A 15,315-nucleotide genomic window follows, 5' to 3' on the forward strand; every position below is an offset into this window, starting at 1 on the left:
CAAATCACAAGGCGGTCACTCACGCCGATGTGACGTCTAAAGGAAAGCGTGTGTTTGAAGATGAAACATCGCTCAAGTTGAGTTGACAATCTCGTGAGGAGTGAGGAGAGTGCGCCCGGTCAGAGCCAGCATTCCGGGGGGAACCTATGTCCGTGCGCTCGTTCTTTGCTTTTGCCACCATCGCATTTTTTTCCGCGATCGCGATCGGTCTTCCGGCCGCCGCCGCGGAGACCAAGCGCGACATCCAGACGATCAAGGACGCCGATTTCTTCGGCTTCGATCTTCGCACCGAGCAGAACGTCTCGCTCGACCAGTGCAAGACCTCCTGCATCGGCGACAAGAGCTGCAAGGCCTTCACCTATAATCCGAAGGTGAAATGGTGCTTCCTGAAATCCGATTTCAAGACGATGAACGCCTTCCCCGGCGCCGTTGCCGGCAAGATCGTCGAGACAGCAGCCCAGAAGGAGCCGGATATCGGCGCGGCACCGCGCCTGACCTTCCTGAGCAACGACCTCATCCAGCAGGCCCATGACTATAAGGACAATCTTGCCCTTGCCGATGGCCAGCAGGGCCAGGGCATCGACAGCCTGACGGCCAACGCCCGCCTCGACATGACCGAAAACAATCTGACCGACGCGCTGATCGCCTTCCACGGTGCGCTGTCGATTACGCCCGACGACGCCGATCTCTGGCTCGAAACCGCCCGCGCTGCAATTTCTTTCGGCAGCACGGAGAGCAGCGTCACCGGCCAGGCCGTGGTCGACGCGCTGAACGGCTACGAGCTGACGCGCACCAAGGCCAAGCGCGCCGAGGCGCTCGCCGTGCTCGCCACCGCTCTCGAACGAAACGCCAATTACCGCCCGGCGCTCGGCGCCTACAAGGCAAGCCTGGCGCTGATTGCCTCCGACGAAGTGCAGACCGCCTATCTGCAGCTCAAATCGACACAGGGCTTCCGCATCACCGAGCACACGGTCGACGCCGACAGCGTCACGCCGCGGGCCTGCGCAACCTTCTCCGAGGCGCTCGTCAAGACCACAGACTATACGCCCTTCGTGACGCTGAACGGCGCCGCGCCGAAGGCGGTGGAAACCAAGGACAAGCAGATCTGCGTCGAGGGCCTCACGCATGGCGAGACCTATAAGATCACCTTCCGGCCAGGCCTGCCGTCCTCCGTCGACGAGTCGCTCGACGCCCCCGTCAGCATCGACGTCTATATCAAGGATCGCAGCCAGATCGTGCGTTTCACCGGCGACAGCTTCGTGCTGCCCTCGACGGCGCGCCGCGGCATCCCGATCGTCTCGGTCAACCTGGCCACGGCCAACCTCAAACTCTACCGCATCGGCGATCGCGCCATCGCGCCGCTTTTGACGAACTCCCAGTTCCTGAGCCAGCTCGACGGCTACAGCGCCCAGAATATTCAGGACCAGAGCGGCGAGCTCGTCTGGCAGGGCTCGATCGACATCGCCAACGAGCTCAACAAGGACATCGTCACCAGCTTCCCCGTCGACGAGGCGCTGCCCGAACGCAAGCCCGGCATCTATGTGCTGACCGCAACGGCGCCGAACGCGCCGGCGCAGGAGTGGGATTCGCAGGCGACGCAATGGTTCCTGGTATCCGATATCGGCATCACCACCTATGCCGGCACCGACGGGCTCAACGTCTTTGCCCGCTCGCTCGCCTCGGCAAAACCGATCGCGGGCGTCGAATTGCAGCTGCTCGCAAAGAACAATGAGGTGCTCGGCACCGCGACGACCGACGAAAACGGCCGCGCCACCTTCACCGCCGGCCTGATCCGCGGCACGGCGGCGCTGACGCCCGCCGTCATCGCCGCCAGGAACGGTACGTCGGACTATGTCTTCCTCGACATGACGCGCGCCGGCTTCGACCTTTCCGACCGGGGTGTCACCGGCCGCGTCGCACCCGGCGCGATCGACGTGCTGACCTTCACCGAGCGCGGCATCTACCGCGCCGGCGAAACCGTGCATACCCAGGCGCTCGCCCGCGACACCGACGGCAACGCCATCGAGAACCTGCCGCTCACCTTTATCTTCAGCCGCCCGGATGGGGTCGAAGACCGCCGGATCGTCAGCCAGACCAGCAATCTCGGCGGTTATTCCGTCGATTTCGCCACGCAGGCAAACGCGATGCGCGGCACCTGGACGATGAACATCTATACCGATCCCAAGGGCAGCGCGATTGCCAGCAAGAGCTTCCTCATCGACGATTTCGTGCCCGATCGCACCGACATGGAAATCAAGACCGAGGCGAAGGAAATCGGTCCGGACACGCCGGCAAACATCACCATCTCCGGCAAGTATCTCTACGGTGCCCCGGCCGCGGGCCTGACGCTCGAAGGCGACGTCGTCGTCAAGCCGACGCGCGAGAATGAAGCCTATAAGGGCTTCCTGTTCGGGCTGGCCGACGAAGAGGCGAGCGAGGATTCGCGCCTGCCGATCGACGACCTGCCGGAACTCGACGAGAATGGCGAAGCCTCGACCGACCTCACCGTCGTCGACCTGCCGGCCACCACCCAGCTGCTCAACGCCACCGTCTATATCAGAATGCAGGAAGCGGGCGGGCGCGCCATTGAGCGCTCGCTTGTCATCCCGGTGAAGAGCGAGCGGGCGTCGGTCGGCATCAAGCCGGAATTCTCCGGCGATCTGCCCGAGAACTCGATCGCCAACTTCACGGTGATCGGCGTCGATGCAGACGGAAAGAAGCAGGAGATGAAGGGCCTGCGCTGGAAGTTCTACAGCCTCAACCGCGAATACCAGTGGTATCGCGAGGGAACGGCCTGGAAATACGAGCCTGTCTACACCGCCGAGCAGATTTCCAACGGCAGTGTCGACGCGACGATGGGCGGCGGCAAGGTCTCCGTGCCGGTGACCTGGGGCCGCTATCGCCTCGAAGTTGAAAGCCCGGATGCCGACGGCCCGACCTCCAGCGTCGAATTCGACGCCGGCTGGTTCGTGACCTCGACCTCGACCGAAACGCCCGACGGGCTGGAGATCGCCCTCGACAAGGACAGCTACAAGGTCGGCGAGACGGCCAAGCTGAAAGTCACCTCGCGTTACGGCGGCGAGCTGATGGTCACGGCCGGAAGCGAAAAGCTGATTGCCGTGCAGAATGCGGCGATCGGCGAGACCGGCGGCGAGGTCGACATTCCCGTCACCGCGGACTGGGGCGCCGGCGCTTATGTCACCGCAACGCTCTTCCGTCCCGGCGATGCCCAGGACAGCCACATGCCGATGCGCTCGATCGGCATCAAATGGCTGAAGGTCGATCCCGAACAGCGGGCGCTGCAGGTCAAGCTCGACACGCCGGAAAAGATGCTGCCGCGCGGACCGCTCGATATCGGCCTGCAGGTGGCCGGCGCCGGCGCCAACGAGGATGCCTATGTCACCGTTGCCGCCGTCGACGTCGGCATCCTCAACCTGACGCGCTACGAACCGCCGAATCCGGAGGACTGGTATTTCGGCCAGCGTCAGCTCGGCCTTGAAATCCGCGACCTCTACGGCCGCCTGATCGACGGCTCGCTGGGTGCGACCGGCAAGCTTAGGACCGGCGGCGACGGCGGTGCGGTGGCGCTGCAGGCCAGCCCGCCGACGCAGAAGCTCGTCGCCTTCTTCTCGGGCCCGGTAAAACTCGATGCCGAAGGCAAGGCCCATATCTCCTTCGATATTCCGCAGTTCAATGGCACGGCGCGCGTCATGGCGGTCGCCTGGACGAAGACGGGTGTCGGCCATGGCGTCAAGGATGTCATTATCCGCGATCCCGTGGTCGTGACCGCCAGCCTGCCGAAATTCCTCACCCCCGGCGACAAGGCCGATCTGCGCCTCGACATCGCCAATACCGATGCCCCGGCCGGCGATTACAAGCTGCAGCTGACCGGCAACGACGCCATCGGCATCGAGCAGGCTTCCGCCGCGCAGACCATTCGCCTGGAGGCCGGCGCAAAATCCGAGCTGACGCTTTCGCTCGTCGGCAAACAGCCGGGCGCCGGCAGCGTGTCGATCAACCTCTCCGACGCCTCCGGCCTGTCGCTCGACCAGACGATCGACGTGCCGGTGCGCCCGGCATCCCTGCCGATCACCCAACGCAGGGTGCTGGCGCTGAAGCCGGGCGCGAAGCTCACCGTCGACAAGAACCTGCTTGCCGACAGCGTGCTGCCCGGCGCCTCGATCAGCGTCAACGTCACGCGTTCGGCCGCCTTCGACATTCCGGCCCTGCTGATGACGCTCGACCGCTACCCGTTCGGCTGCGCCGAGCAGACCACCAGCCGGGCGCTGCCGCTGCTCTACCTGGCCGAGGTGGCAAAGCAGGCGGGCATCGAAAACGACGATGACGTGCGCAGCCGCGTGCAGGATGCGATCTACCGCGTGCTCTCCTACCAGGCCTCGGCCGGCAGCTTCGGTCTCTGGGGCCCGGATTCGGGCGACGTCTGGCTGGATTCCTACGTCACCGATTTCCTGACGCGCGCCCGCGAAATGAAATATGACGTGCCGGAAAAGGCCTTCGTGCAGGCGCTCGAAAACCTGCAGAACACGCTGTCCTACACCACCGACATCAAGGGTCAGGGCGACCAGATCGCCTATGCCGTCTACGTCCTTGCCCGCAACAAGAAGGCGGCGATCAGCGATCTGCGCTATTATGCCGATACGATGATCAACGACTTCCCGACGCCGCTTGCCAAGGCGCATATCGCCGCCGCACTGGCGCTCTACGGCGATGCGCAGCGCTCGAAGAACATCTTCGTCGACGCGCTGCAGATGTCGCAGCAGTCGATGGTCTCGCGGGTGAACCTGTCGCGCACCGACTACGGCACGATCCTGCGCGACGGCGCGGCGATCCTCGCACTTGCCGCCGAAAGCCGGCCGGTGCCGCCTGTCGTCCCCGACCTCGCCAAGGCCGTCGCCAAGGAATGGGGGCGCAGCAAATACAAGAGCACCCAGGAAGAAGCCTGGATGCTGCTTGCCGCGCGCGCCATCCAGGGCGGAGATGACAGCCTGAAGGTCGACGTCAACGGTGCTGCGCATACCGGCGCCTATATGGCCCGCATGACCGGTGATGCGCTCGCCGACCATCCGCTGACGCTGACCAATCAGACAAACGACACGGTGTCGGCCGTCGTCACCACCGTTGCCGCTCCCACCGTGCCGCTGCCGGCCGGCGGCGATGGCTTCCTCATCGAGCGCAGCTATTACACGCTCGACGGCGAGCAGGCCAATGTAAGCGAGGCGAAGCAGAACGAGCGCTACGTCGTCGTCATCCACGTGCGCGAGACCAATGATTGGCCGTCGCGCATCGTCATCACCGACCTTCTGCCGGCGGGCTTCGAGATCGACAATCCGAATCTCGTCGACAGCGCCCAGATGACGAATTTCGACTGGATCGGCGAAATCTCGGCTGCCCACACCGAATTCCGCTATGACCGCTTCGTTGCCGCCTTCAACCGCGCGGCAGGCGACAATCGCGAATTCAACGTCGCCTATGTCGTGCGCGCCGTCACCCCCGGCACCTACGACCATCCGGCCGCCAGCGTCGAGGATATGTACCGTCCCGAGCTTTCGGCCCGCACGGCGACCGGCAAGATGGAGGTCGTGGCAGCGCAATAATGAAGCGGTGGCACAAGTTTGCGATCGGATCCGCCGCCGGCATCGTTCTTGCCGGCGCGGCCCTATTCGCGCTCGACGCCGCCGACAAGGCCTATCCGCCGCCACTCGACAAGGCGAATGCCGTCTCCGCCGAGGTGCTGGATGCCGATAGGCAATTGCTGCGCGCCTTTGCGACCCCGCAAGGCCGCTGGCGGCTGAAGACTGTGGTCACCGACGTCGATCCGCAATTCCTGCGCATGCTGATCGCCTATGAGGACCAGCGTTTTTACGATCACGGCGGCGTCGACGTCTGGGCGCTCGGGCGCGCCGCCATGCAATTGGTCAGCAATGGCCGCATCGTCTCCGGCGCCTCGACGCTGTCGATGCAGGTGGCGCGGCTGATCGAGCCGCGCGAAGGACGCTCGCTCTCGGCAAAGCTCCTGCAATTGGTGCGCGCCGTGCAGATCGAGCGGCGGCTGTCAAAAGAACAGATTCTCGATCTCTACCTCACCCATGCGCCCTATGGCGGCAATCTCGAAGGCGTGCGTGCAGCAAGCCTTGCCTATTTCGGGAAGGAGCCGCGCCGCCTGACGGTGGCCGAGGCGGCCCTGCTCGTCGCCTTGCCGCAATTGCCGGAACGGCGCCGGCCGGACCGCAATCTCAAGGCTGCCGAGGCGGCGCGCCAGCGTGTGCTCGACCGCGTGGCGGTGGCTGAGGCTGTCGGCGACGGCGAAGCGGAGCGGGCCGAGGGTGTCGCCGTCCCGCCGCGGCGCATGCAATTGCCGGCACTGGCCGCTCATGTCGCCGAAGCCGCACTGCGCAAGGAGCCTGATGTCCTCAAGCACCAGACGACCTTGAAGAAACAGGTGCAGCAGGGGCTGGAATCCGTCGCGCGGGCAGCGGCGATGAAGCTCGGGCCTAAGCTCTCGCTTGCCATGGTGATGGCCGATGCACAAACCGGCGCGATCGTCGGCGAGGTCGGCTCGGCCGATTATTTCGACGCCAGCCGCTCCGGCTGGATCGACATGACGCGCGTCAAGCGCTCGCCCGGCTCGACGCTGAAGCCGTTCATTTACGGGCTGGCCTTCGAGCAGGGGCTGGTGTCGCAGGAGACAATCATCGAGGACCGGCCAGCCGATTTCTTCGGCTACCGGCCGCGCAATTTCGACATGAGCTATCAGGGCGACGTGACCGTGCGCGAGGCCCTGCAGCTCTCCTTGAACGTGCCGGCCGTCAAGCTGCTCGACGCCGTCGGACCGTCGCGGCTGATGGTGCGCTTCCGCCGTGCCGAGGTGCGCCCGGTGCTGCCGCCGAACGAGACGCCGGGGCTGGCGATCGGTCTCGGCGGCGTCGGCATCACGCTGAAGGATCTGGTGCAGCTCTATACGGCGCTCGCCAATCGCGGCCAGCCGGTAAGGCTCGGCGATGGCGTCACCGGCGCACCAGCCAAACTCGACGGCGAGCCGCTGCTGGAGCCGGTCGCGGTCTGGAACGTTGCCGATATTCTCTCCGGCGTCATCCCTCCGGCCGGCGCGCCGCAGCGCGGCATCGCCTACAAGACCGGCACGAGCTACGGCTACCGCGACGCCTGGTCGGTCGGTTATGACGGGCGCTATGTGCTCGGCGTCTGGGTCGGACGGCCCGACAACAGCGCCGTGCCGGGTTTGACCGGCTATGGCACCGCAGCACCCATCCTCTTCGAGGCTTTCGCCAAATCCGGCATCGCGACGACGCCGCTGCCCCGTCCGCCGGCCGGCGCCGTGCGCATCGCCCAGTCCGAGCTGCCGATCAGCCAACGGCGTTTCGCGCTCAATGCCAGCGGCCTGCTCGTCGCCTCCGGGCGCGAGCCGGCGCCGCAGATCGTCTATCCGCCGGAGGGCGCCCATATCGATCTCGGCGCCAAAGCCGGCGAGCTGTCGCCGCTGCTGCTGAAGCTGCAAGGCGGCCGCGCCCCCTTCCGCTGGCTTGCCAACGGCAAGCCGCTTCCCGATCTTTCACGCCGGCGCACCCAGCAATGGCTGCCAGACGGAGGCGGCTACTCGAAACTGACCGTCATCGACTCGGCCGGCCGCGCCGCAAGCGTAGGCGTTTTCATCGACTGAGGCGCGGCGGCTCGAAAATCGGCAGCCATTTCGGAAAGCACGATGGACCGGTTCGAAGGGTTACGGCGTCCCTTAGAGACGCTGCGCCATGGAACCAAAGCCCGGCCACAACCGTTGAAATGGGTCTCCCTTCAACGTCCGACGGCCTCATGACACTTCCGACAGCGACCTACCGGATCCAATTCCGCAACGGCATGACCTTCGATCGTGCCTGCGGCCTCGTCCCCTATCTCAAGACGCTCGGCATCAGCCACCTTTACGCCTCACCGATCTTTTCCGCCGTTAGCGGCTCGACCCATGGCTATGACGTCACCGACGCCAATGAAATCGACCCCGCAATCGGCGGTCGGGCAGGGTTCGACCGGCTGACGGACAGCCTCGCCGCAGCGGGCATGGCGCTGATCCTCGACATCGTGCCGAACCACATGGCCGCCTCGCCGGAAAACGGCTGGTGGCGCGACGTGTTGATATTCGGCCGGCAAAGCGCTTATGCGCGCCATTTCGACGTCGACTGGAGCGAGCCGCTGACCCTGCCGCAGCTCGGCCGGGATTTCGAGGGCGCGCTTGCTGCCGGCGAGGTGCGTCTCGTGCTCGACGAAAGCCACGGCAATTTCGCATTCGGTTATTTCGACGCGCTGCTGCCGCTCAATCCCAGCAGCTACGGCGCGGTGGCAAACCGGCTCGACGATCCGGTGGCGACCAGAATGGCGGAAGCTGCGGCTGTCGCCGCGGGCGAGGATTTCACCCGGGCGATGCGCGACATCCTCTTCGAGGGCGGCGACCGGGCCATCCTCCTGCAGAAGCTCGAGGACCTCTCGGCCGACCGCGATTTCCTGAGAGACCTGCATGCGGAGCAGCACTGGCGCCTCACCCATTGGAAGCAAGCGGCACGACATCTGAGCTATCGCCGTTTTTTCGAGGTGACAGGGCTGATCGGCACGCGCGTCGAAGACCCCGATGTTTTCGAGGAAATGCACCGCCTGACGCTCGACCTGGTGCGCCACGGCAAGGTGCAGGGCCTACGCATCGACCATGTCGACGGGCTGGCCGAGCCCAAGGCCTATCTCGACCGGCTGAGGGCAGCCGCCGGGCCGGACACCTATATCGTCGTGGAAAAGATCCTCGCCCCCGGCGAGCACCTGCCGGAGAGCTGGCCGGTCGCCGGCACGACCGGTTATGAATTCACCGCCGCACTCAGCGAAATCTTCATCGACGGCAATGGCCTGCGCATATTGGACGATGCCTATCGCAGCATTGCCGGCGAGGTCGCTGATATCGAGGAGGCGAGGCGGAATGCGAAACGACTGATGGTGGATCGCAATTTTGCCGGCGAAACCGGCAGGCTGCTATCGATCGCGGCAGGGATCTTTCCCGAGGTCAATCGAGACGAGATCGCCGCTGCCCTGCGCGAATTGCTGATCGCCTTCCCAGTCTATCGCACCTATGGCGACGGCGGCGCCCTCAGCTGGCAGGATTCGGCGGTGCTCGCTGCCACGATCTCGCAGGCTGCCTCCCAGCTCGAGGAAAGGCACGCGCTCACCCCCCTGCTCAGCCTGCTCGAAGGCAAGGTCGAGGGAGATGCCGCCCATCAGTTTCGCATCCGCTTCCAGCAGCTGAGCGGCCCAGTGATGGCGAAGGCGACCGAAGACACGCTGTTTTACCGCTACAACAGGTTGCTCGCGGCAAACGAAGTCGGCGGCGAACCGGCCAAAGCGCCCGGTGGTCCGGAAGGGTTCCATCGCCTGATGGCGGAGCGGGCGCGGCTGCAGCCGCGGGGGCTTTCAGCAACCGCCACCCACGACACCAAGCGCGGCGAGGATGCGCGCGCCAGGCTTTATGCCTTGAGCGAGGGCGCCGACGTTTTCGTGCAGGCGGTGGCGCGCTGGCGTGAGATGAACCGGTCGTGGCTCAAGGATCTGCCGGATGGCGCAGCACCGGAGCCGAATGTCGAATGGATGCTGTATCAAGCGCTTGCCGGCGTCTGGCCGGAAGATTTCGACAAAGGGCAAACGAATGAGCTTGCCGAGCGCTTCACCTCCTATGCGCTGAAGGCTGTCCGCGAGGCGAAACTGCGCAGCAATTGGATGGAACAGGATGCCGCTTACGAGGAAGCGGTCACGGCATACGCAGCCGCATTGGTCTCGCCTGACAATGACGCCTTTCTCGAGGATTTCGAGATGGTGCTGCAGCCCTTCATCGCGGCGGGTTACGTCAATAGCCTGTCGCAGACGCTCCTCAAGCTGACCGCCCCCGGCATTCCCGATATCTATCAGGGCACCGAAGGGTTCGATTTCAGCCTCGTCGATCCGGACAATCGCCGGCCGGTCGATCATGCCCGGCTGGCAGCCTGGCTTGATGAGGCCGGACCGATCGCCAAGCTTCAGGCGGCGGCGTTGAAGCAGCGCATCATCGCGATCGGCCTGCACCTGCGCCAGCGGCACCCGGCGCTCTTTGCCAAGGGCGATTATCTGCCGCTGAGGGCGACGGGCGGCCGGCGCGATCATGTCCTCGCCTTTGCCCGCGTACAAGACGGCGATTTCGCCATTGTCGTCGCACCCCGGCTGATGTTCGGCTGGCTCGATCCGGGTGTGCTCTTTGCCGGCCCGGAATTCTGGGAGGATACGGCGATAACAGTCCCCTCCCCCCTTCACGGGCTGAAGGCGGATCTGGTGACCGGCAAGACGATCGAACCGGGCGGCAGCATTTCCGTCGCCGCTCTGCTCGGCAGCCAGCCGGTCGGATTGATCAGTCCTATCTGAGGAGCCGCCTCCCTTTCGCCGTCTCCCGCGTCGATTTTACCTCCTCAAATTAGTGCTTGACCTTCCAGTTGCTGGAAGGTTGATAAGCCTCTCCAACTGCCCCCATCGGGCAAAGGAGATAGTGATGGACGCCAAGCACGAACACGATCACCACCACCATAACCACGCCGTGGGCCACGACCACTGCAATTGCGGGCATGATCATCAGGAGGAGGTGACGGACGCGGTGATTCGTGACCCCGTCTGCGGCATGACCGTCGACCCGCAGGCCGGCAAGGCTTCATTCGATCAATCGGGCCGCATCTATCATTTCTGTTCGGAGGGCTGCCGGACGAAATTTGCGGCTGCGCCGCAGGACTATCTGAGCGCGAAGGATCCGGTCTGCGGCATGAGCGTCGACCGCTCGACGGCCAAGCATTTCCTGAAAGCCGAGGGTGAGAAATTCTATTTCTGTTCGGCTGGCTGCAAGGCAAAATTCGAAGCCGATCCCTCCGCCTACCGCGACGGCAGCCGCCCGCCGGCAAAGCCGGCGCCGAAGGGCACACTCTACACCTGCCCGATGCATCCCGAAGTTCTCAGCGACCGGCCCGGCGACTGCCCGAAATGCGGCATGGCGCTGGAGCCGATGGGCATTCCGCCCGCCGACGAAGGCCCGAACCCGGAGCTCGTCGATTTCATCAGGCGGCTCTGGGTGAGCGCCGTGCTTGCCGTGCCGCTGCTGGCGCTCGGTATGGGGCCGATGCTCGGCGTGCCGCTGCGGGACATGATCGGCGAGCCGCAGGCGACCTTCGGCGAACTGCTGCTGGCGAGCCCGGTGGTGCTCTGGGCCGCCCTGCCCTTCTTCCGCCGCGCATGGGCTTCTGTCGTCAACCGCAGTCCGAACATGTGGACGCTGATCGGCCTCGGCGTCGGCACCGCCTATGTCTACAGTGTCGTCGCCACGCTGGCGCCCGATCTCTTCCCGATGAGCTTCCGTGGCCACGGCGCGGCCGTGCCCGTCTATTTCGAGGCGGCCGCCGTCATCGTCGCGCTCGTCTTCGTCGGCCAGGTGCTGGAATTGAAGGCGCGCGAGCGCACCGGCTCGGCCATCCGCGCCCTGCTCGACCTCGCACCGAAGACGGCGCGACGCATCGAGGCCGACGGCAACGAGGCCGATGTGCCGGTCGACGAGATCCAGACCGGCGAGCGGCTGCGCGTGCGCCCCGGCGAGCGGGTGCCGGTGGACGGCTCCGTCGTCGAAGGCCAATCGACCGTCGATGAATCGATGATATCGGGAGAACCTTTGCCCGTGGAGAAATCGAAGGGCGATGCGCTGACCGGCGGCACGATCAACAAGAACGGCAGCCTCGTCATGGTGGCCGAGAAGGTAGGTGCCGATACGGTTCTGTCGCGCATCGTCGACATGGTCGCCAAGGCGCAGCGCTCGCGGGCGCCGATCCAGGGCGCCGTCGACCGGGTGTCGGCGGTCTTCGTGCCGGCTGTCGTCGCCGTCGCGATCCTTGCCTTCCTCGTCTGGGCCATGCTCGGGCCCGAGCCGCGCATGGCCAATGCTCTGCTGGCCGCCGTCGCCGTTCTGATTATCGCCTGCCCCTGTGCGCTCGGTCTTGCGACGCCGATGTCGATCATGATCGCCACCGGCCGGGGTGCTGGGGAAGGTGTGCTGATCAAGGACGCCGAGGCACTGGAGCGCTTCTCCAAGGTCGACACGCTGATCGTCGACAAGACCGGTACGCTGACTGAGGGTAAGCCGAAACTGACCGATGTCGTCGCCCTCGGCCCGCGCGAGGAGCAGCGACTTCTGTCGCTGGCCGCCAGCCTGGAGCGCGGCTCCGAGCATCCGCTGGCCGAAGCGATCGTTTCCGGTGCCGAGGAGCGCGGCGTCGCCTTCGTGGAGGTCACCGGCTTCGAGGCGAAGACCGGCAAGGGCGTTCAAGGTCTTGCCGGCGGAGTGGCGGTGGCGCTCGGCAATGCGGCTATGCTTGCCGATCTCGGCATCGATCCGGCGCCGCTTGCCGAAAAAACCGAAGCCCTGCGCGGCGACGGCAAGACGGTGATGTTCGTAACGTTAGACGGCGCGCTTGCCGGCCTCGTCGCCGTCGCCGACCGGATCAAGCCGACGACGGCAGCCGCCATCAAGGCGCTCCACGAAAGCGGCCTGACGATCATCATGGCAACCGGCGACAACGGGCGTACGGCCGAAGCGGTGGCGAAAAGCCTCGGCATCGATGAAGTTCGCGCCGATGTCCTGCCGGAAGGCAAGAAGGCGCTGATCGAAGATTTGCGCGCCAAAGGCGCCGTCATCGCCATGGCCGGCGATGGCGTCAATGACGCGCCGGCGCTGGCCGCCGCCGATGTCGGCATCGCTATGGGCACCGGCGCCGATGTCGCGGTGGAAAGCGCCGGCATTACCCTGGTGAAAGGCGATCTTACCGGGATCGTCAGGGCGCGGCGGCTGGCGGAGGCGACAATGCGCAACATTCGCCAGAATCTCGGCTTCGCCTTCGGCTATAATGCGCTCGGCGTTCCGGTCGCAGCTGGTGTGTTCTATCCGATCTTCGGCCTGCTGCTTTCGCCGATGATCGCGGCGGCGGCGATGAGCCTCTCGTCGGTCTCGGTCATATCAAATGCGCTGAGACTGCGTTTTGCAAAATTATAGGAGATGGCGATGAATATCGGCGAAGCCTCGGAACGATCGGGCCTGCCTTCGAAGACGATCCGATATTACGAGGATATCGGCCTCATCCGCCCCGAGAGGGGCGGAAACGGCTATCGCGACTATACTGCAAGCGACCTTCACAAGCTGCGCTTCCTGCAGCGCTCGCGCAGCCTTGGCTTTTCCGTCGAGGAATGCCGGCAATTGCTGGCGCTCTACGTCGACAAGGACAGGGCGAGCGCCGACGTCAAGGATATTGCCGAGACCAAACTTGTCGAGATCGACCGCAAGATCCGCGATCTCTCGGAACTGCGCCGCACCCTGGAACACCTCGTGCATGCCTGTCACGGCAACGACAGGCCGGATTGCCCGATCCTCGAAGAACTCTCGGACGGCGGCTGACTCCGAGACGCGGGCGATCCGTTCAGGTTAGCTCGGGCATGTTCCGGTCGGCCACCTGCGGGGGTTGAGCCCGCTCGTAGGTCTCCTCATCTTCGCCGTCGTCCAGCACGCCTTCATCTAGCCGATGCTTGATCACCAGCGCATAGATCACGTCGAGAATGTTGCGGTCTCTCAGATGAGGGTCGGTCAACGCGAGCAGCGAAGCCCGGACGATTTTCTTGCTGGTGGCTTTCGGGCAACGCGTCTTGACGAAATCATAGAGCGCCTGATCCGTCAGCCCTTCCATGGCGCCGTCTACGAGAGCCTGGTAGACTCGCTTCTTTTCCTTCATTCCTTATCGTCCCCTCAATTCAGTGACGTCATGATCCGTCATATGATTGTCAAAGACAATCGCGGATTTAAGGCACCGGCGAAGGAAACCGGTCGCTTCCCAGGCGGCGATCCGTGGCCCTTGAGGATTTTTTTCGCTCGCCTGGAATAAATTCGGCCGGACTTCCGTATACTCAATCATGGAACGCAAAGAACGGCCCTTCGACGTCATCGGACAGCTTGCAGCGCTGAGGCGCTACGCTCGCTCGCTGGTGCGCAATTCGGAGGAGGCGGAGGATCTGGTCCACGATGCACTGGTGCGCGCCTTCGAAAAGCGGAAGAGCTTCCGCAGCGGCGGCAACCTGCGTACCTGGCTGCTCTCCATCCTGCACAACGCCCATATCGACCGGCTTCGCCAGAACCGATCGCTGACGCGCCGACATGATGAAGCGGCCGTCGAAGCCGAACAGTCCCTGCCGGCCGGCCAGGAACATGCCGTGCGCCTGCAGCAGGTGCGCGAGGCCTTCTTCGGTCTGCCGGAGGAGCAGCGCGAAGCGCTTCATCTCGTGGCGATCGAAGATCTGTCCTACCAGGAAGCCGCCAATGCGCTCGGCATTCCCGTCGGCACGCTGATGTCGCGCATTTCCCGCGCCCGCGCTCAGCTGCGCGAATTCGAGGAGAAGACGCCGCGCGTTTCACATCTGAGATTAATCGGAGGGAACGGCAATGAAGGCAGTTGATCCGATCGTCGATACCGATCTCGACGCCTATGTCGACGGCGAGCTCGATGTCGCCCGCCGCATCCAGGTGGAATCCTACCTGTCGGAGAATCCGGTGATTGCCGCCAAGGTAATGGCCGATCTCAGCATGAAGGGCGAGCTGCGGCTGGCGCTTGCCGGCGAAAGCGCCTCCGGCCATCCCGAAACCCGCGACGCCGCCCGCCGGCTGGAACGCGGCCTTTCCCATGGTCGCATCTTCCAGTCCATGCAGCGCATCGCCGCCGTCGGCATCCTGGTCGCCGCCGGCTGGGTGGCGCACAATTCCTTTGGCGCCTTTTCGGCAACCGAGGTTGCAGCCTCCGTGCCGGCGCCCGCCTATGTCGAGGACGCCGTTCGCGCCTATCAGACCGCCGAATTGCGGGAATCGATGCCTTCGCAGACACCGACTACCTACAGCGCCGACGAGATCCGTGCCGCCACCGCAATCGTCATGCCCGAACTGCCGAAGGGTTGGAAGGTCGCCGACGTGCAGATCTTCCCGTCCGAATTCGGACCCAGCGTCGAGATGGCGATCACCGCATCCGACGGAAAGCGGCTCTCGCTTTTCGCTGTCCGCCCGGGCGCCTTCGAGGTCCAGCCAGTCAGCCATCTCGCCCTCGAAAAGGCGGAAGCCGCCTATTGGCAGATCGGCGAGGTCGCCTATGCGCTGATTGCCGAAGATAGCGCCCTCAATCTCGACCAGGCAGCCGAACGGCTCGCCCGCTCGCTCTATTAGTT

Annotated in this window: 8 protein-coding genes; 7 read left to right on the forward strand and 1 reads right to left on the reverse strand. The window is 64.7% G+C overall.

Annotated elements, in window-relative coordinates:
* The first annotated feature begins 146 nt into the window (after positions 1-146).
* The 5 genes from J0663_RS26615 (at position 147) to cueR (ending at position 13,510) form a co-directional block, all read left to right on the forward strand.
* Positions 147-5,615 (forward strand): alpha-2-macroglobulin family protein, encoded by a 5,469-nt coding sequence (locus J0663_RS26615; protein ID WP_207245786.1) that lies wholly within the window; start codon positions 147-149, stop codon positions 5,613-5,615.
* Positions 5,615-7,696: a penicillin-binding protein 1C gene (pbpC, locus tag J0663_RS26620; protein ID WP_207245787.1), complete on the forward strand. Its 2,082-nt coding sequence runs from the start codon at positions 5,615-5,617 to the stop codon at positions 7,694-7,696. Before J0663_RS26615 ends, pbpC begins: the two co-directional genes overlap by 1 nt.
* A gap of 149 nt (positions 7,697-7,845) precedes the next feature.
* Positions 7,846-10,455 (forward strand): malto-oligosyltrehalose synthase, encoded by a 2,610-nt coding sequence (treY, locus tag J0663_RS26625; protein WP_207245788.1) that lies wholly within the window; start codon positions 7,846-7,848, stop codon positions 10,453-10,455.
* A gap of 124 nt (positions 10,456-10,579) precedes the next feature.
* On the forward strand, positions 10,580-13,111 hold the full coding sequence (locus J0663_RS26630; protein WP_207245789.1) for a heavy metal translocating P-type ATPase: 2,532 nt from the start codon (positions 10,580-10,582) through the stop codon (positions 13,109-13,111).
* A gap of 9 nt (positions 13,112-13,120) precedes the next feature.
* The gene (cueR, locus tag J0663_RS26635; protein WP_207245790.1) at positions 13,121-13,510 is read left to right on the forward strand and encodes a Cu(I)-responsive transcriptional regulator; all 390 of its coding nucleotides are present in this window, start codon (positions 13,121-13,123) and stop codon (positions 13,508-13,510) included.
* 22 nt (positions 13,511-13,532) lie between these two features.
* Here the strand turns inward: cueR and J0663_RS26640 are convergent, their stop codons facing one another.
* Positions 13,533-13,841 (reverse strand): hypothetical protein, encoded by a 309-nt coding sequence (locus J0663_RS26640; protein WP_207245791.1) that lies wholly within the window; start codon positions 13,839-13,841, stop codon positions 13,533-13,535.
* 178 nt (positions 13,842-14,019) lie between these two features.
* Here J0663_RS26640 and J0663_RS26645 point away from each other — a divergent pair, with 178 nt between their 5' ends.
* Both J0663_RS26645 and J0663_RS26650 read left to right on the forward strand, forming a co-directional pair.
* Entirely contained in the window at positions 14,020-14,559 is a 540-nt protein-coding gene (locus J0663_RS26645; protein WP_207245792.1) for a sigma-70 family RNA polymerase sigma factor, read from the forward strand.
* Complete coding sequence (locus J0663_RS26650; RefSeq protein ID WP_207245793.1) at positions 14,546-15,313, forward strand: anti-sigma factor family protein; 768 nt, start codon at positions 14,546-14,548, stop codon at positions 15,311-15,313. Before J0663_RS26645 ends, J0663_RS26650 begins: the two co-directional genes overlap by 14 nt.
* Positions 15,314-15,315: the final 2 nt, after the last annotated feature.

Origin of the sequence: Rhizobium lentis (assembly GCF_017352135.1) — a bacterium.
GTDB classification, from domain to species: Bacteria; Pseudomonadota; Alphaproteobacteria; order Rhizobiales; family Rhizobiaceae; genus Rhizobium; species Rhizobium lentis.